This is a genomic window from Lentimicrobium saccharophilum (assembly GCF_001192835.1).
GTDB classification, from domain to species: Bacteria; Bacteroidota; Bacteroidia; order Bacteroidales; family Lentimicrobiaceae; genus Lentimicrobium; species Lentimicrobium saccharophilum.
In genome coordinates, this window is record NZ_DF968182.1 from 2,696,468 (window position 1) to 2,715,658 (window position 19,191).

The window sequence follows — 19,191 nt, forward strand, 5'->3', positions numbered from 1 at the left end:
ATTCGGATAATGGGACTTTTCTCTTTCATGACCAAGGAGATCGCGATGGATCTCGGAACGGCCAACACGATAATAATCTACAACGACAAGGTGGTGGTTGATGAGCCTTCCATTATTGCCATTGAGCGCAACACCGGAAAAATCATTGCGGTGGGGAAACGCGCCATGATGATGCATGGAAAGACCCACGAGAACATCAAGACCATTCGTCCCCTGCGCGACGGAGTTATCGCTGACTTCCAGTCGGCCGAGTATATGATCAGGGAACTGATCAAAATGACCGGTCCCACCCGCAGCCTCTTCCCGCCTGCCCTGAAAATGGTTATCTGTATCCCTTCGGGTATCACCGAGGTGGAAGAGCGCGCCGTGAAGGATTCGGCCGAGCAGGCCGGAGCCAAGGAAGTCCGCCTGATCCATGAGCCAATGGCAGCAGCTATCGGGATCGGGATCGACGTGCTGGAGCCAACCGGAAATATGATCATTGACATAGGCGGAGGTACAAGCGAAATCGCCGTGATCGCCCTGGGCGGAATCGTCAACAACAAATCAATCCGTATTGCCGGTGATGACTTCAACAACGACATTGAGGAATACATGCGCAAGCAGCACAACATCAACATCGGTGAACGCACTGCAGAAGCCATCAAGATCAATGTGGGCGCAGCCATGACCGAAATTGACAACCCTCCTCCCGACTATCCGGTACATGGCAGGGATATGCTGACCGGTATTCCCAAGGAGATTTATGTAAATTATTCCGAAATTGCCCATTGCCTCGATAAATCCATCTCAAAGATCGAAGCCGCTGTGCTTAATGCGCTGGAAATGACGCCTCCGGAGCTTTCAGCCGATATCTACCGCACCGGTATCTACCTTGCCGGAGGAGGATCAATGCTCCGTGGCCTCGACAAACGACTGCATCTGAAAACCAAGCTGCCTGTACATGTGGCTGAAGACCCGCTCAGGGCTGTAGCCAGGGGCACAGGCATCGCGCTTAAGAACTTCAATAAGTTCACCTTCCTGATCAAATAACAAATCCTGATCAGGATGCAGCAGCCTGAGGAAAAACTATGCGACATATTCTGGCATTCATCTGGAAACACAACTTCTTTTTCCTGTTCCTGTTACTGGAAGTGGTGTCAATAGTCCTGATTGCCAACAAGAGTTTTTACCAGCGTTCGGTGCTTTCCAATGCCACCGACCGGGTTACAGGGGGTATCTTTACGACATGGTCAGGTATTACTTCCTACTTTTCCCTGAAGCAGGAAAACCAGAGGCTGGCAGAAGAAAATGCCAGGCTGCACAAGATCCTCACCCGGGAACAGCTTACTTCTGACACGCTTACCTATAAAATCACCGACACTGTCTATAACCAGCAGTATATCTTCACGACAGCCAGCGTTATCAGCAATTCGACCAACCGCCGCGATAACTATATTATGCTGAACAAGGGCAGACGGCATGGCATCGAACGCGATATGGCGGTCATCAACCCCCAGGGAGTAGTAGGCACGGTGGTCAGTGTTTCGGAAAACTTCAGCTGGGTGATGTCGCTGCTGAACAAACATTCCAAGGTAAGCGCCCGCATCGACAGGCTGAACCAGATGGGCACCGTAGTGTGGGAAGGCGGAAATCCGGCCAAGGGAACCCTGCTCGACATCCCTGCACACGTGAAGATCAACAAGGGCGACACCATCACCACCAGCGGCTACAGCCACATATTCCCGGAAGGAATTATGATGGGTACAGTCGAAGAAATTGAAGTGGAAACCGGCGACCATTTTTACACCATACATTTCCGTTTCTCAGCCGACCTGAACAGCCTGAGGCAGGTATATATTGTTAAAAACCTGTTTGATCTGGAGCAGCTGGAACTGCGTAAAAACATTATCAATGAATAAGGCATACGGCAAGGATATCCTAAGGTTTTTTGTGCTGATCGCATTGCAGGTGCTGATCCTTGATCACATCAACCTGGGCGGATACATCAACCCCTCTCTGTATGTGCTGTTTATCCTGCTGCTTCCTTTCGAGATACCCGGCTGGGCGCTGTTGATCTCCGCATTCCTGATCGGATTCAGCGTTGACAGCTTCAGTAATTCCACTGGTCTGCACGCCGCGGCTTCGGTATTTATGGCATTCCTGAGACCCTGGGTAATCCGTATGGCCGGGGCCCCGGCCGAGTATGAAGGAAACCTGAAACCGGGCATCGCCGATATGGGCTTCCGCTGGTTTTTTGCCTATACCCTTATGCTGGTGTTTGCACATCAACTGTTGCTTTTCCTGTTTGAAGCATTCCGGCTGGAAGAGATCGGTTATGTGTTGATCAGGGTTTTGGCCGGCAGCACCTTAACCATTATACTGATTATCCTCGCCGAATATCTTTTCATGCATAAACGGAAGTAATCCGCGTGAACCCCATTTTACAACGGAGCCATAAGCTCCCCGCAAAATCTTATCTTTGCGTGGAATAACCAACGCTGCCATGAAGACTTTCATCCCTCCCGACGATTGTTCGCTCGGAAATATTGACGCTCCCTGCTTCCGCAACCTGCTTCCCGAGGAGATTGATCTTGCCCGCAACAGCAAGACACGGGTGATCTTCCGCAAAGGGGAAAACCTGACCAAACAGGGTGCGTTCGCTTCGAGTGTGCTGTTCATTATGGATGGCCTCGCAAAGCAGTATGTAGAAGGAGATGCAACCCGAAATTTCAACCTGAGGCTGTTGAAGGGCGGTGAATTTGTGGGACTTTCAGTGGCTTTCAATAACCATACTTACCAATACTCGGTAGTTGCCCTGCGCGAAACCACTGCCTGCCTGATAGAGAAAGAGGCTGTAACCAGCCTGATCAAAGCCAACGGAGCCTTTGCCTACAATATCATTAACCGCTACTGCGCACAAAACAGCAAACTGTATAACTCTATCCGTGACCTTATGTACAAGCAGATGAACGGCCGGCTTGCCGGAGCGCTGCTTTATCTGTGGAATGAACAGGTGAGCGCTGAGGTATTCCCTTACCTTAGCCGTAAAGATATCGCCGATTTTGCGGGGCTCTCAACAGAAAGCACGGTTAAACTGCTGAAAACCTTTGAAAAAGAAGGGCTGATCAGCCTGGAAGATAAGGATATACGGCTGAACGATGTGGCGGGTCTGGAGCAGATAAACCTCCGCGGATAATGCTGCCGGTTATTCAGGCACTGACCCTTATAAATGTTTACGATAGTAATGAAACACCGATGGGAAAAGGGTTAAAATTGAAATCAGCGCACCGGTAAGCGCAAAAACCGGCTGCAACAGCGATGAGTAACTGAGCATAATGATCTGCACATTGATCCATATAATCAGGATAAAGCCATAGTACAGGGAGAATGTCCAGCACCAGTGCTGCTTATGATACAGGTTAAACAGTTCCGGCCATTGCCAGGGCGGTCTGACGAACAGCCCCCAGGCAATCAGCAGCGGAAGCAATCCATTGAATAACAGTAATATAATTCCGGGTATTAAAAAGGTGTGGAAAGGGCTGTTTGATAGAATTTCAGTGCTCATCATCATCTTACTCCCATCGGGTGCGGTAACCAGTGCATATCCGCCGTAGATTCCTCCGATCCCGGTAAATACCAGCAATAAGACAAGCAGGTAAACCATTAATGGAACTCGTGTATTATTTGCCATAATGATAGTTTTGGTAAATCTATGGCAATATTTTAAATATCCATCCTCTTTTGTGCAAAAAGCCGGCTTTTTCTGAAATACGCATTCAAATTACCGGAGAACCAGCTTGAATCCGGCAACCTCTTTTAATGAAAATCCCGTATCCCGCATGCCCTGATGAAAATTTATGCCTTATTGTTGCAGATTTTCCGGGTAAGCAGGGATTTTTCCGGTTTTCCCGAGGCAATCCGGGAAGCATGAATAATCCGCGTTTTTCATGTCAGAGTACCAAACCTTCATTGGCTTTTTCAGGTATAAACAAGTCGCAACCGGACAGAATACAGGGTCAGCTCAAATAAATATCATCCGATACGGAACAGATCACGCGGATGGCGTCCTCTTTAAAATCATTCCAAATTAATCCCTGCAGGAAGTTAATCTACCGGATTTCAGGTTTTTGAGTTATCTTTGTACCACTGATTCTCGCAAAATGAAAGGCATTAAATCATACATCAGCCTTTATCATTGTTTTGGCCGCGGGCTCTATGAGTGCTGGCTGTGCTAGCTGACTATCCGTTTACTTCTCCCGGAAACCCGGGAATTTCCCGTTTCATCTCATATTATAATAATCCTGCATTGCCATGAAAGGCTGTGTATTTGATATCAGGCATTATTCCGTTCATGATGGCCCGGGCATCCGCACGGCAGTTTTTCTGAAAGGCTGTCCGCTGCGATGCCGCTGGTGCCACAACCCCGAAGGGCTGGAACCGGAACCTGTGCAAGTTTGCCGTGAAAGGCAGGCCGGAGGCAAAACCATCCGCCTTACCGAAATCATTGGTAAATCAATGACACCGGCCGAAGTGGCTGAAGAGGTGCTTAAAAGCCGCATTTTTTTCGAAGAATCAGGAGGAGGTGTCACCTTTACCGGTGGGGAGCCCCTCATGCAGCCGGAATTTACCGAAGCCTGCCTGCAACTGATGGCGCGGGAGCACATCCATACCGCCCTTGACACCTGCGGGTACGCATCACCGGATATTTTCATCCGGATTGCAGCCCGGGCTGACCTTATACTTTTTGACCTGAAACATGGTGATTCCGATATCCATCTGCAATTTACCGGAGTTCCTTCCGGACCTGTGCTGACGAACCTGCGTGCATCGATTGAGGCCGGTTTTCCCCTGATTGTGCGCATTCCGCTGATTCCGGGGTTTAACCATTCAGCAGATACATTGATCAGCATGGCCGGCTACCTCCGGGAAACCGGCTGGTCCGGCCGTGTGGACCTGCTCCCCTATCACCACATCGCTACACATAAATATGAAAAACTCGGCATAAACTATTGCATGAGAGACATCCGGCCGCCATCAGCAGCGGAGGTTGAACAGGCAGCAAAAATTTTCAGGGAACGCGGTTTCATAGTCAGTGTCGGAGGATAACCTGAAAAAGGCATTTAACAACTTTTAAATCAGATAAAAACATAAAAATGAACGAAAGAATCAGCTTGCTGAGACAAAACAGTCTTGATGCCGTCAACCGCATCTCGGGAGAGCGTGCAGGGCTGGTCACAGCATTTTACAGGCAGCCGTTTGTTGCTTCGCTCCCGGTTCCCGTGCAACGGGGTATGGTGCTGAAGCATATCATGCAGTATAAAAGTTTGTATTTCGGTCAGGGAGAGTTGATTGCGGGGGAAAGGGGCCCGGCGCCAAAAGCCGTACCCACTTATCCGGAAGTTTGCGTGCATTCGCTGCAGGACCTTGAAATTCTGGATTCCAGGCCGAAGGTTTCCTATAAAGTGGATGAAGAAACCCGGGCACTTTACCGCGACGAGGTGATCCCGTTCTGGAGCGGCCGCTGTGTGCGTGACCGCATGTTTAAAGCACTTCCGGATACCTGGAAACAGGCTTACCAGGCCGGAATTTTCACCGAGTTTATGGAACAACGGGCACCGGGTCATACCGTGGCCGGTGAAAAAGTATTCGGCAAGGGCATGAACGACCTGATGGCCGATATTGATCAGGCGCTTGATAAGCTTGATTATCTGAACGATATGGAGGCCCTGGTAAAAGCCGAAGAATTGCATGGAATGCGGTTGGCCTGCGAGGCGCTGGTTGTGCTTGCCGGCCGGTATGCAAAGCTGATCGAAGCGCGGATTCCGGCAGAAAAAGATCCCGGACGCCGCGATGAGCTCCTGGAAATGGCAGCCATTTGCCGGAAAGTACCGGCCAATGCTCCCGAAACTTTTCATGAGGCGCTACAGCACTACTGGTTTATCCATCTGGGGGTCATCACAGAGCTTAATCCCTGGGATTCCTTTAACCCCGGACGCCTCGACCAGCACCTCTGGCCCTTTTACAGCAGGGAAATGGCCGCGGGAACGCTCACCAAAGAACGGGCCATCGAATTGCTGCAAGCCTTCTGGATCAAATTCAACAACCATCCGGCACCGCCTAAAGTCGGAGTCACAGCGCAGGAGAGCAATACTTATACCGATTTCTGCCTGATCAATATAGGCGGAGTAAAGGCCGACGGCTCAGATGCGGTAAATGAACTGAGCTACCTGATCCTTGATGTAATTGAAGAGATGCGGCTATTGCAGCCCAGCTCCATGGTTCAGTTGAGCAAGAAAAATCCCGACGCCCTGATCCACCGTGCAATCAGGATCATCAAAACCGGATTCGGGCAACCTTCGGTTTTCAATACCGATGCCATTGTGCAGGAGCTTATGCGACAGGGGAAAGCCCCTGAAGATGCCCGTCGCGGGGGCGCTTCAGGTTGCGTGGAAGCCGGGGCTTTCGGTACCGAGGCCTATATCCTGACCGGTTACTTTAACCTGCCGAAAATCCTTGAGCTCACCCTGAACGATGGCAAGGATCCCCTTACCGGTGAACAAACCGGTCCGCAAACCGGCGATCCGGCGCTGTTTTCTGCTTATGATGAATTTTTGAAAGCCTTCCGGAAAATGCTGCAATACTTTGTTGACATCAAAATTGCCGGCAGCAATCTTATAGAGAAAATCTGGGCTACGCACATGCCGGCGCCTTTTCTCTCATCCATCATCGACGACTGCATCGCCAGCGGCCGCGATTATAATGCCGGCGGGGCCCGTTACAACACCAGTTACATACAGGGCGTCGGGCTGGGTACCATGACCGATTGCCTTACGGCAATTCATGAGCAGGTGTTCAGACGTAATCGTTACTCCATGGCAAACCTGTTGAAAATGCTGGCAGTAAACTTTGAAGGTTATGAGGATGAACTGGCCATGCTGCTATATGAAACCCCGAAATACGGGAACGATGATGATCTGGCAGATGTGCATGTGAAAGAGGTTTTTAATGCATTTTTCGAAGCAATTGACGGGCGGAAAAGTCCCAGGGGAGCCACCTACAGGGTAGAGATGCTTCCGACAACCTGCCATGTATATTTTGGCAGCAAGATCAAAGCACTGCCGGATGGCCGCCTGGCCGGGAAGCCCCTATCGGAAGGCATTTCGCCGGTACAGGGCGCCGATCGCAAAGGTCCGTCCGCAGTCATCAAATCAGCCGTGAAATTTGATCATATCAAAACCGGTGGTACCCTGCTGAATCAGAAATTTTCACCTGATTTTTTCAGGGACGAAACGGCTATTGTAAAACTTGGACAACTTGTGAGGGCTTACTTCCGCATGGACGGGCACCACATTCAGTTTAACGTGGTTTCGGCCGACACCCTGCGAAAAGCACGGCAACACCCCGAAGCTTTCAGTAACCTGATTGTCAGGGTAGCAGGATACAGCGACTATTTCAACGACCTTACCCCCGAGTTGCAGGAAGAAATTATCTGCCGCACGGAACAGGAACAGATGTAAAACCGGTTAAAGCGGAAAAGTCTGTTTCATGCTGTAGGGCGCAACCCTTAAAACCCGGGAAAGCAGGATCCGACCTGTTGTCCGGGTTTTTTCATTCAGCCCTCTCCTCCTTTTGTTTTCCGAACCCTGTTAATCTTTAACTTTGTAAGGAATTCATAGCCCTTGACCGTTACCGATGGCGAATAAATCCCTCGCTTCACGAAAACAGACAGTTATAGCCATTTTTCTGGCAACCGGCATCATATTTCTGGGCAGGCTTTTCTACCTGCAGATCATAGACGACAGCTATGAACTTTCGGCCAACAACAATGTATTACGCTATGTTACCCAGTATCCGGCCCGCGGCCTGATTTACGACCGCAACGGCAAACTGCTCGTTTACAATGAAGCGGTTTATGATCTGATGGTACTTCCCAGGCAGGTAAAAGACATCGACACCCTGGAGTTTTGCCGCCTGCTCGAAATCACCCCCGAAGGTTTTGTACAACGCATGAAAAAGGCCAGGGATTACAGCCGTTTTAAACCCAGCCTTTTTGAGAAGCAAATCTCAAAGGAAACCTACGGATACCTGGAAGAAAAGATGTACCGATTCCCCGGTTTCTTCGTCCAGCCGCGCACCCTGCGCAAGTACCCTGAGCCAATGGGCGCGCATCTGCTGGGGTATGTAGGCGAGGTCAACCAGTCGATCATCGATAAAGACCCTTACTATAAATCAGGAGATTACATCGGCATCAGCGGTATTGAGAAATCTTACGAGGAAGATCTCCGCGGGAAAAAAGGTATAAAAATCCGCATGGTGGATGTGCACAACCGTGAAGTAGGAAGTTTTCAGAACGGGTTATACGATACCCTGGCCGTAATGGGCAAAGACCTTTACCTCACCATTGATGCAGAGTTGCAACAGTACGGAGAACTGCTTATGCAAGGCAAAATGGGCAGCGTAGTGGCCATTGAACCTTCATCGGGCGAAATCCTTGCGTTTCTCTCAAGCCCCACCTACGATCCCAACCTGCTGGTAGGAAGGGTCAGGGGGAAAAACTTCAGTGAATTGTCGAAAGATCCCGTTAAACCTTTGCTGAACCGCGCCATGATGGGACAATACCCGCCCGGATCCACCTTTAAGATGGTGAATGACCTGGTGGGTATGCAGGAAGGGGTGCTGAACACGCATACCCATTATACCTGCCAGGGGCCGGGCTCTTCCCCTATCCGCTGCACCCATCACCATCAGTCTCCGCTCGATGTATATGTAGCCATTCAGCAGTCGTGCAATCCATTTCACTGGCAGGTATACAGGAGTATCCTTAACAATCCGCGGCGAAAAAATGTAAAGGAGAATTATACTGCCTGGAGAAATCATATCATGAGTATGGGTTTCGGCCATAAACTGGGAACAGACATGCAATTTGAACTGAGCGGCAATATCCCTTCGGCTGAAAAGTTTGATGCCATATATGGCAAAGGCCGCTGGAATGCAATGACGGTCAGATCATTGTCAATTGGTCAGGGAGAAATTCTGGTTACTCCCCTGCAGCTTGCCAACTCGGCGGCGGTAATGGCCAACCGGGGATATTACATCGTTCCGCATGTAGTAAAAAGTATGGGCACAGATAAACACGGTGAGAATAAATTCAGTAAAGTAACATCAACCATTGATCCGGCATATTTTGAAATCGCAGTGGAAGGAATGCGACAGGTTGCTACCATGGGTACAGCCAAATGGTATCAGATAGAGGATATCACCATGTGCGGCAAAACAGGAACGGCTGAAAATCCCCACGGTGAAGATCATTCACTTTTTATGGCTTTCGCCCCGGCTGACAACCCGGTAATCGCCATTGCAGTGATTGTTGAAAATTCAGGTTTCGGATCCACATGGGCTTTGCCTGTTGCTTCGCTGATGATTGAAAAATACATCAAACGTGAGGTAGCGCGCAAAGACATCGAGGAAAGAATGATTAACGGCAAACTCTACTGATAAATGGTAAGGGAACGGAATAACGTATTCAACAACATCGACTGGACCCTGGTCATTATTTACCTGGTACTGGTGCTGATGGGATGGTTGAACATTTACGCTGCCGTATACAACGAAGATCATAAGAGTATTTTCGATCTGAGCCAGAGCTACGGGAAGCAGATGCTTTGGATCATCACCTCCCTGTTTATCGGATTGGTAATCCTGCTGACGGATGCCCGGTTTTTCAGCACTTTTGCTTACCTGATCTACGGAATTACCATACTGTCGCTGATCGCGGTGCTGCTGGTGGGCAGCGAAGTTTCCGGGTCCAAGTCGTGGTTCGAGATCGGCGGCTTCAGGCTTCAGCCGGCCGAATTTGCCAAGTTCGCTACCAATCTTGCTATAGCACGGTTTTTCAGCGGTCAGCACATCAACGTCAAAGATTTTAAAACCAGGATCATACCACTTATCCTTTTGGGTATACCGGGCCTGCTTATCCTGCTGCAGAACGATACCGGCTCGGCTCTTGTCTATTCATCATTTATTCTTGTGCTTTACCGGATGGGCATGTCAGGCAATCTGCTGCTTGCAGGTGCGCTTGTGGTTCTGATTGCTCTGTCAACACTCATGGTCGGGCACATATATGTATCCGGATTACTGGTAATCATGGCCGGGCTGCTCTTTGCCTTTATGAAGCGGAACCGCAGGAATATCATTAACCTGCTGGCGCTGCTGGCGCTAGGCATTGGCTTTACCTTTTCGGTGGAATATGTGGTTGAGAACTTCCTTGAAGAGCATCAGAAAACCAGGATCAACGTGCTGCTGGGCAAGGAACTCGACCTGAAAGGTGCCGGTTATAATGTAAACCAGTCAAAAATTGCCATTGGTTCGGGAGGCTTCCTTGGCAAAGGCTACCTGAATGGTACGCAGACAAAATATAACTTCGTCCCCGAGCAAAGCACCGACTTTATTTTTTGCACTGTTGGTGAAGAGTGGGGGTTCGTGGGTTCGCTGGTGATCATTGTGCTGTTTTTGTATTTCCTGACCAGGATCGTAAACCTGGCCGAGCGACAACGATCCGACTTCAGCAGAATATACGGTTATGGGGTGGCCGCCATCCTTTTCTTTCATTTTATGATCAATATCGGGATGACCATCGGTCTGGTTCCGGTAATCGGAATTCCGCTGCCGTTTTTCAGCTACGGCGGATCATCACTCTGGGCCTTTACCATTCTGTTATTTATTTTCATCAAGCAGGATGCCAACCGGAATGCCCTGCTTTAAATAATCTGCCTCATAAACCGCAATCCATCAAATATGCCCGAAACAGTACTGCAAGTCAATGACCTCAGCATCGCATTTCATGGCGAACATGGCTGTCAGCAGGCAGTACGTCAGGTTTCCCTTACGCTGAAGCGGGGCGAAACACTTGGCATTGTGGGAGAAAGCGGTTCCGGGAAATCGGTAACCTCCCTGGCTGTTATGCGATTGCTGCCTTCCGGGATCAGCAGGACAGACAATGGAAGCATTGTTTTTAACGGAAAATCCGGCGAGATCATCGAAATTCACAACCTCAGTGAAAAGGAGATGCTCCGGGTCAGGGGAAAAAAAATCGCCATGATTTTCCAGGAACCGATGACCTCGCTGAATCCGGTTATGCGTTGCGGCCGTCAGCTTACCGAAGCGGTGAGGATGCACCTGGGCTATGATAAAAAGAAAGCCAGGGATTATGTGATTTCCCTTTTCAGTGAAGTAATGCTCCCCGATCCTGAAAGGGCTTACCGGGCTTATCCCCACCAACTTTCAGGCGGTCAAAAGCAAAGGGTGATGATTGCAATGGCCATTGCCTGCAGACCGGAAATCCTGATTGCAGATGAACCCACCACCGCGCTCGATATGACGGTTCAGAAGGCCATACTCAGACTGCTGATTACGTTACAGCAGAAATACAATATGAGTATGATCTTCATCAGTCACGATCTTGGTGTTATATCCGAAATCGCCGGATCCGTTGCCGTGATGCAGGAGGGACAGATTGTTGAGTATGGCAGGGTCAGCGAGATTTTCAGCAAGCCGGAACACCCTTATACCCGCGGACTGATAGCCTGCCGCCCGCCACTCAATATCAGGCTGCGCAGACTCCCGGTTGTCAGCGACTATACTGAAACAAAGGAGGAATCAAAGGAAATCCGGCATCTGTTTTCCGCGGCAGTAACCGCTGAAGAACGCAGGTTGAATCACCTGAAACTTTATAAAAACGATCCCCTGCTGAAGGTCGAAAATCTCTCGGTACATTATCCATTGCCAAAACCAATTTTTAAAAAAGAACGAAGCTGGTTCAAAGCGGTGGATGATGTAAGTTTCAGTGTATACAGGGGCGAAACCCTCGGGCTGGCCGGCGAATCGGGCTGCGGGAAAACGACCCTCGGCCGGGCATTGCTCAGGCTGCTGGAACCAACCTCAGGAAGTATTACTTTCAAAGGAACAAACATTGCTGCCCTGAGCCGGAAAGAACTCAGGATGACAAGGAAAAATATGCAGATTATTTTCCAGGATCCCTACTCTTCTCTGAATCCAAGGATTACCGCAGGTGAAGCGATCATTGAACCATTGCTGGTGCATAAAATCATCAATAATGAAAAAGATGGAAAACCTAAGGTAAAAGACCTGCTTGAAAAGGTTGGCCTGAAGCCTGAACATTACCACCGCTACCCCCACCAGTTTTCGGGCGGACAGCGCCAAAGGATCTGTATCGCCAGGGCGCTTGCCCTGAATCCCGAATTTATTATCTGCGACGAGTCTGTCTCAGCCCTGGATGTTTCCGTTCAGGCTCAGGTTCTCAACCTGTTGAACGACCTGAAAACAGATTACGGGTTCACCTTTATTTTCATATCCCACGACTTATCTGTCGTACGGTTTATGTCTGACAGAATCATGGTGATGAAGGAAGGAAAGATTATTGAATCGGGCGAAGCGGATACCCTCTGTGAAAAACCGCAGAAAGCTTATACACGGGACCTGATTGCGGCAATTCCCGGCAAGGCGTTTAATCCAGCGCCCTGATTACTTCCTCAGCCCTGAAAGGCTTGGTAATGTATCCATCCATACCGACAGCATAACAGCGTTCGCTTTCATCAGACACTGAGCTGGCGGTCATAGCGAAAATCTTAACCTTTTTACGGTTTTCCGATTCCTCAATTTCCCTTATCTTCAGTGTGGCCTCAAACCCATCGAGTTCCGGCATGTGTAAATCCATCAGCACCAGATCATAATCCTGTTTCCGGAATTTCTCCACCGCTATGCGACCGTTATCCGCTATATCAATGGTCTGCTGGTACTTTTGCAGCAATAACAGTGCGACCTTCTGATTGATGGCATTGTCCTCGGCTATCAGAATTTTTTTCCTTTCGTTCTCCATTCCTGAATTCTGTTGAAATGTTACTTGCTGTCGTTCCGGCCCGATCCGGTAATCCGGATTTTATAAAAATTACTGAATACCAACAGGAAGCATCCCGCCTGCCAAAAGCCAGTTTTTCCTGTCGTTGTATTTATCTGTCTTTTTATGAAAAGTAATCCCTGATCTGCGTTATTTTCTGAATTTTTTTTATAAAAACGGCATTCTGCGGCCTTTTTGGCAATTCCGGATTTCAAATCCGGTTAAATTCCTACCTTTACAATAATAATTATCTGACCATGGCAAAAAAGAAAAATCCCAGAGCAAAGACGGTAAAACACGACCCGTTTATCAATACGGTTGAGGCGCTCTTCTCATCCAATCCGTTTAAATCATTTAATTTCAGGCAGGTCGCCAAAATGCTAGGGGTAACCGACAAAGTGAGCCGTGAAATGGTAAAGACGCTGCTTGAAAAACTGGCGGCAGGAAATGTGATTCTTGAACTGAACCGCGGAAAATACAAGTATAATCCCGAATTACTTGCCGATAAACTGCTGAACACCACCATTATCGGAATTGTGGACATGAAGCAGACCGGCAAGGCCTACGTATCAACGCCCGACCTTGATGAGGATGTGTTTATTTCCGCCAATAACACCGGCCACGCGCTGCACGGTGACAAGGTGAAGGTTCATCTCTTCCCGATGCGCAAAGGGCGGAAAACAGAGGGACAGATTGTTGAAGTACTTCAGCGGGGAAGAAGTCAGTTTGTAGGCACGGTTCAGATCAGCGGCAAGTTTGCGTTTCTGGTGCCCGATGATGTTGCAATTCCGGTTGATATTTTCATACCGCGTGAATCGCTCAACAAGGCCGGTCACGGGCAGAAAGCCATCGCACGCATTACGGAATGGCCCGAGCGGTCGAAAAATCCGTTTGGTGAAATCATTCAGGTCCTCGGCAAACCCGGCGACAATAACGTGGAGATGAACTCCATCCTGGCTTCATTCGAGTTTCCGCTTCAGTTCAAACCGGAGACCCTGAAAGAAGCGGAAAAAATTCCCGTGGAAATCTCTCCGGCCGAAATAGCCGTGCGCAGGGATTTCAGGAATATATGGACCTGCACCATCGACCCGCCGGATGCCAAGGACTTTGACGATGCCCTTTCGCTCCGTAAGCTCGAAAACGGAGAATGGGAAGTCGGGGTTCATATTGCCGACGTTTCGCATTATGTAAAACCCGGAACTGCCATTGACAAGGAAGGATACGAAAGAGGCACCTCAATATATCTGGTTGACAGAACCATTCCCATGCTCCCGGAAAAACTCTCCAATATGGTCTGCTCCCTTAGGCCCAACGAAGATAAGTTGTGCTTTTCCGCCGTATTTAATATGGATGAACAGGGCAAAATAAGCCGGGAGTGGTTCGGCAAAACCATCATAAACAGCAACCGCCGCTATAATTATGAGGAAGTGCAGGCGATGATCGAAGGAGCCGATGGCGATTTTAAACAGGAACTGCTGATACTGAACGGCCTGGCTACCAGATTGCGGGAAGAAAGATTCAAAAAAGGCTCCATTGCCTTCCACACCCAGGAAGTTAAATTTGTGCTGGATGAAACGGGTAAACCCATTGATACCTATATCAAGGAGCAAAAGGAAGCCAATATGCTTATTGAGGACTTTATGCTGCTTGCCAACCGGAGGGTTGCTGAAAAGATCGGCCGTAAGACGGGCGATTCCAAACCAAAAACTTTTGTTTATCGTATTCATGACGAGCCCAACCCGGAAAAACTCCAGCGTTTTGCAGAATTCCTCACCAAGCTGGGTTACAAAATCAACCTGGGTACCCGCAAAGGACTGGCCAGTTCCTTCAACCACCTTTTTGATCAGATCGCTGGAAAGGGAGAGGAAAACATGATCGAATCCATTGCCATCAGGACAATGTCGAAAGCGGAATACTCCACGGTTAATCTCGGTCACTATGGCCTTGCATTCCAGTATTACACCCACTTCACCTCGCCCATCCGCCGCTATCCCGACCTGATGGTACACCGCCTTCTGGAAAGGTACCTTGCCGGAAAACCATCGGTAAACAAAGATGAATATGAAGAATACTGTGTTCACAGTTCCGATATGGAGCGAAAGGCGGTTGAAGCGGAACGTGCTTCGGTAAAATACAAGCAGGCAGAATTCCTGATGGATAAAATAGGCCAGGCATTCAGCGGACTGATCTCCGGCGTGAGTAAGTACGGCATTTACGTTGAGCTGGAAGGAAGCAAATGTGAGGGGATGGTATCACTGAAATATATGGATGATGATTTCTATTACCTTGACGATGAAAATTACAGGGTGATCGGACAGCATCATGGCAGGGAATTCAAGCTGGGCGACCCGGTACGCATCCGCGTGAAGCGGGTGGACCTGCAAAAAAAACAGATGGATTTTGTACTTGATTCGAATGGCGTTGATCCAAAAAGGAGATGAATTGTTTAAATACCAAATCATTGAACTATGGAAAATTTTATCGCTTATAATCCCACCACGCTGCATTTTGGCAGGGATGTTCTCCGTACCCTCGGACAAACGGTCAACCGTTATGGTAAAAAGGTACTGCTGGTTTACGGAAAAGGTTCAATCAAAAAGAACGGGCTGTACGATGAAGTGTTAAAACAACTTGAATCCATCGGTGCAGAAGTATATGAATACGGCGGCATCCGGTCAAATCCGGTTGTTCAGGATGTAGATGCGGCAGCGGCTATCGGCCGTGAAAATATGGTGGATGTAATCCTGGCCGTTGGCGGGGGAAGCGTAATCGACTCTGCTAAGGTGATTTCGGTGGCCATTCCTGTTGAAATCCCTGCCTGGGATTTCTTTTCACGAAGGGCCATGCCAAGAAGCGCTGTTCCGCTGATTGCCGTGTTGACACTGGCTGCCACAGGCACCGAAATGAACCAGTTTGCAGTTTTATCGAATCACGAAGCAGAAGTTAAAGGAAGTATCGGCAGCCCGCTGATCTTTCCCAAACACTCCTTCCTCGATCCTCAATTGACCATCCCGGTGCCGCGCAATTACACGGCTTATGGCATTGCCGATCTGATTGCACACGCGCTTGAGGCTTATTTCGGGAAAGGGGAAGATGCCACCCTTACCGACCGGTTTGTATTTTCTATCATCAGAGAGGCAATGGAATATGGCCCTGCCCTGCTTGATGACCTCTCAAACTATGAGTTAAGGGCAAAAATTATGTTTGCCGCTACCATGGCCCTGAACGGGATGACCATGTACGGGCGTGCATCGGGTGAATGGGGGGTACACAGCATCGGGCATATCCTCTCCCTGATTTATGATGTACCGCACGGGGCATCCCTGACTATTGTCTATCCGGCCTGGATGCGGTTACTACGTGACCGGATTCCTCACCGCCTCGCACAATTGGGTGAAAATCTTTTTAATGTCAGGGATCCGGAAGAAACAATTTCCCGGTTCGAGGATTTCTTCCGCCGCATCGAATGCCCGGTCAGACTTAAGGAAGCAACCGGCGATCAGGCCAACCCGGAGGAGATTTTCAGGGTAATGGTCAGCAATAAAGCGGCCACCTATGTTCACAAACTGGATCATGACGACTACAGGAAGATTATTGAATTAATGATGTAACTTTACTCTTCCAAACCCGGTTAGTTTTATGGCAAATAAAAACAAAAAACGCGGTTTTATCGGAAGGTTGGTCCATCGAATATTTAAAAGTCAGAGAGAGGCTTTTTATGGTCCGCATCAACCATTGGCCGGCATTCCGCATCAGGAACCGGTAAACCCGGCTAAACGGAAAAATAAACCGGCACCTGCTGAACCAAAACCGGTGAACCGCGAAACCCTTGCCGCAAACCTGCTGAACCAAAACCTGAACAGGCAACCTGAACAGCCCGGTAATCAGAATTCTTTACCAGTAAATCCTGACAGGGAACGCCCGGTCTTCCCTGTAAAGCAGGTGACAAAACCAGGAAAAAGAAAATCACTACTGAAAAGACTTTTAAAAAGAAGCAAAAAAAGGCAGGAAGAACCAGCTATAAAAATCGAAAAACCCAGGCCTGAAAGGCTCAACCAGGTTTTGCGTTCCGAAATCAGGCCCATGTTAAATTCCCTGGGGCTTTTCCTGCTTTCGTACATGGTGGTTTATTTTATCTACCAGTTTGCCGCTATAATTGCTGCATCCGGCTTTGGGATCGATTCAGTGCTCTATTATTACGAGCTTTACTTTCCTATTGGAAATTACAGCCCTTTATGGTCGAGATTGAATATCATTGCCATTACTTTCATCAGCCCGCTTATCTCGCTGGGTATAGCCATTATCCTGCTCAGGGGGATTCTTCCGCGTGAAAAACCCGGAGTCCAGGCACGGTTATTTTTTCTCTGGACAGCTTACCACGGTGCCACACATTTTCTCGGCGCCTTTGTTGCCGGTATAGTCACTGACCTGGGGTTCGGATACGTTGCCAACTGGCTATATATGAATGTATCCATAAAACTCCTGATATCCCTTGTGTTTCTGTTTATTCTTGTGGTTACCGGCTATCACAGCACCCGCTTTGCCATAGAAACCATCGCGCCGGCCCAGCGCAACAACAAATCCAGGGTAAGAAAGGCATTGTTTTTCCGGTTTCTGTTGCCATGGCTGATCGGGGCAGCACTTCTGATCATCGTAAAAACCCCTGATGCAACGCCCCAGCATGAAGACATCATGATCTATGACACGGTCATCATCGCGTCAATGGGATTTCTCGTAATTCCATTGCTGTTCAACCAGAAAGCACGCCCCAGACCGTTCGGGAACCGCATGAATTACTACAGGAAGCCTTATGCCTACATTGTTTTATTGACTTCCCTGCTGACACTGGCAATTTTCAGGCTGCTGCTGAGCCATGGATTACACTTTGTTATCCGATTCAGCTTTGATGTCGGTTTCTATAAGTAAAAGGCCAGAAAAGACAGACCTTCAGCCTACCCCCCGTTCAGCAAATGATTGGTGCCAACCATGCCCACCCCAACGGTATTGTTGGTGGCTTCGTCAATAATAATCAGGGCACCGGTTCTCCGGTTAACATTGTAAGGATCGACAAATAGGGGTTTGGTAGTGCGAAGCCGGACGCAGGCAATGTCGTTCAGCCCGACGGAAAGATCATCCGGAATTTTTTCCAGTGTATTGACATTTACCTTGTATTTGACCTCCTGAATGATGCAACGAACATCTCGGGTGGTATGTTTTACCGCATACTTTCCATTGATCTGCAAAGGTTTTTCATTCATCCAGCACATCATAACTTCAATGTCCTGTGTTATCAAGGGCATATTTTCCTCTTTCACCAGCATATCGCCCCTGCTGATGTCGATATCGTCTTCGAGGGTAAGTGTAACTGACATAGGCGGCCATGCTTCGGGAAGGGCCCCTTTGTAAATATCAATGGACCTGATCTTGCTGCTGAGCATGGAAGGAAGAACAATCACTTCATCCCCGGGCCGAAAAACCCCTCCGGCTACCCTGCCGGCGTAACCCCGGTAATCATGAAATTCATCCGATAAAGGCCTGATTACATGTTGAACGGGAAAACGCGCATCCACAAGGTTATGGTCATTACCGATTTCAATATGTTCAAGCACATGCCGGAGCGTACCGCCTGCATACCATGGCATATTCTGTGAGGCATCCACAACATTGTCGCCGTGCAGGGCGCTGATAGGGACATAGGTAACCTCACGCAGCTTCAGTTTATTGGCAAAATTGTTGAATTCCAGCCTGATTCGTTCATAAACCTGCTGACTGTAGTCGACCAGGTCCATTTTGTTGATGCAGATAATCACATGGGGGATCTGCAGCAATGAAGCAATATAAGAATGGCGACAGGTTTGTTCTGTAACGCCGTTTCTGGCGTCAATCAGGATAATGGCAGCATTGGCGGTAGAAGCGCCGGTAACCATATTCCGGGTATACTGAATATGACCCGGCGTATCGGCAATGATAAATTTCCGTTTGGGTGTGGCGAAGTAACGGTAAGCCACATCGATGGTGATCCCCTGCTCCCTTTCGGCCCTGAGCCCATCGGTAAGGAGGGCCAGGTCAATATGCTCATTACCGCGGCGGATACTGGCCCGCTTAACCGCTTCAAGCTGGTCTTCAAAGATGGATTTGCTGTCGTAGAGCAAACGGCCGATCAGGGTGCTTTTACCGTCATCCACGCTTCCGGCAGTTGTAAACCGGAGCAGTTCCATATCCAGATATCCTTTGGTCGAAAATTCACTCATAATTGTATTTATTAACGCATGCTGAATCAAACAGAGAAAAAGGGG

The 19,191-nt window shown here is 48.8% G+C and carries 15 protein-coding genes; 12 read left to right on the plus strand and 3 right to left on the minus strand.

The features are described 5' to 3' along the window. The first annotated feature begins 9 nt into the window (after positions 1-9). The 4 genes from TBC1_RS10410 to TBC1_RS10425 all read left to right on the plus strand — a co-directional run bounded on the left by TBC1_RS10410 (position 10) and on the right by TBC1_RS10425 (position 3,178). Positions 10-1,032: a rod shape-determining protein gene (locus TBC1_RS10410; RefSeq protein WP_062041847.1), complete on the plus strand. Its 1,023-nt coding sequence runs from the start codon at positions 10-12 to the stop codon at positions 1,030-1,032. A gap of 38 nt (positions 1,033-1,070) precedes the next feature. After that, complete coding sequence (mreC, locus tag TBC1_RS10415; RefSeq protein ID WP_062041850.1) at positions 1,071-1,901, plus strand: rod shape-determining protein MreC; 831 nt, start codon at positions 1,071-1,073, stop codon at positions 1,899-1,901. Continuing rightward, positions 1,894-2,406 (plus strand): rod shape-determining protein MreD, encoded by a 513-nt coding sequence (gene mreD, locus TBC1_RS10420; RefSeq protein ID WP_062041853.1) that lies wholly within the window; start codon positions 1,894-1,896, stop codon positions 2,404-2,406. Before mreC ends, mreD begins: the two co-directional genes overlap by 8 nt. A gap of 79 nt (positions 2,407-2,485) precedes the next feature. Beyond that, complete coding sequence (locus TBC1_RS10425) at positions 2,486-3,178, plus strand: Crp/Fnr family transcriptional regulator (protein ID WP_062041856.1); 693 nt, start codon at positions 2,486-2,488, stop codon at positions 3,176-3,178. 27 nt (positions 3,179-3,205) lie between these two features. On the opposite strand, the gene TBC1_RS10430 is transcribed toward TBC1_RS10425, so the two are convergent. After that, positions 3,206-3,673 (minus strand): hypothetical protein, encoded by a 468-nt coding sequence (locus TBC1_RS10430; RefSeq protein ID WP_137305581.1) that lies wholly within the window; start codon positions 3,671-3,673, stop codon positions 3,206-3,208. A 620-nt stretch (positions 3,674-4,293) separates the two neighbouring features. Here TBC1_RS10430 and TBC1_RS10440 point away from each other — a divergent pair. The 5 genes from TBC1_RS10440 to TBC1_RS10460 all read left to right on the plus strand — a co-directional run bounded on the left by TBC1_RS10440 (position 4,294) and on the right by TBC1_RS10460 (position 12,522). Beyond that, positions 4,294-5,088 carry a glycyl-radical enzyme activating protein gene (locus TBC1_RS10440; RefSeq protein ID WP_062041865.1) on the plus strand — a complete coding sequence of 265 codons (795 nt, stop codon included), beginning with the start codon at positions 4,294-4,296 and terminating at the stop codon, positions 5,086-5,088. 47 nt (positions 5,089-5,135) lie between these two features. Continuing rightward, positions 5,136-7,499 (plus strand): trans-4-hydroxy-L-proline dehydratase, encoded by a 2,364-nt coding sequence (gene hypD, locus TBC1_RS10445; protein ID WP_062041868.1) that lies wholly within the window; start codon positions 5,136-5,138, stop codon positions 7,497-7,499. A 175-nt stretch (positions 7,500-7,674) separates the two neighbouring features. Then, positions 7,675-9,477 (plus strand): penicillin-binding protein 2, encoded by a 1,803-nt coding sequence (mrdA, locus tag TBC1_RS10450; RefSeq protein ID WP_082189564.1) that lies wholly within the window; start codon positions 7,675-7,677, stop codon positions 9,475-9,477. A 3-nt stretch (positions 9,478-9,480) separates the two neighbouring features. Then, the gene (gene rodA / locus TBC1_RS10455) at positions 9,481-10,743 is read left to right on the plus strand and encodes a rod shape-determining protein RodA (protein WP_062041871.1); all 1,263 of its coding nucleotides are present in this window, start codon (positions 9,481-9,483) and stop codon (positions 10,741-10,743) included. A 33-nt stretch (positions 10,744-10,776) separates the two neighbouring features. Continuing rightward, the gene (locus tag TBC1_RS10460) at positions 10,777-12,522 is read left to right on the plus strand and encodes an ABC transporter ATP-binding protein (protein ID WP_062041874.1); all 1,746 of its coding nucleotides are present in this window, start codon (positions 10,777-10,779) and stop codon (positions 12,520-12,522) included. On the opposite strand, the gene TBC1_RS10465 is transcribed toward TBC1_RS10460, so the two are convergent. Continuing rightward, complete coding sequence (locus tag TBC1_RS10465; protein WP_062041877.1) at positions 12,506-12,877, minus strand: response regulator; 372 nt, start codon at positions 12,875-12,877, stop codon at positions 12,506-12,508. The genes TBC1_RS10460 and TBC1_RS10465 overlap by 17 nt on opposite strands. Positions 12,878-13,152: 275 nt before the next feature. On the opposite strand from TBC1_RS10465, the gene rnr reads away from it, so the two are divergent. Genes rnr through TBC1_RS10485 form a run of 3 tightly spaced genes read left to right on the plus strand, consistent with a single transcriptional unit; the run spans position 13,153 to position 17,821 of the window. Then, complete coding sequence (gene rnr / locus TBC1_RS10475; protein ID WP_062041883.1) at positions 13,153-15,336, plus strand: ribonuclease R; 2,184 nt, start codon at positions 13,153-13,155, stop codon at positions 15,334-15,336. Positions 15,337-15,363: 27 nt separating this feature from the next. Then, positions 15,364-16,506 (plus strand): iron-containing alcohol dehydrogenase, encoded by a 1,143-nt coding sequence (locus TBC1_RS10480; RefSeq protein ID WP_062041886.1) that lies wholly within the window; start codon positions 15,364-15,366, stop codon positions 16,504-16,506. 28 nt (positions 16,507-16,534) lie between these two features. Beyond that, positions 16,535-17,821, plus strand: coding sequence for a hypothetical protein (locus TBC1_RS10485; protein WP_062041889.1), 1,287 nt, complete (start codon positions 16,535-16,537; stop codon positions 17,819-17,821). Between the two features lie 26 nt (positions 17,822-17,847). On the opposite strand, the gene cysN is transcribed toward TBC1_RS10485, so the two are convergent. Beyond that, on the minus strand, positions 17,848-19,146 hold the full coding sequence (gene cysN / locus TBC1_RS10490; protein WP_062042995.1) for a sulfate adenylyltransferase subunit CysN: 1,299 nt from the start codon (positions 19,144-19,146) through the stop codon (positions 17,848-17,850). Positions 19,147-19,191: the final 45 nt, after the last annotated feature.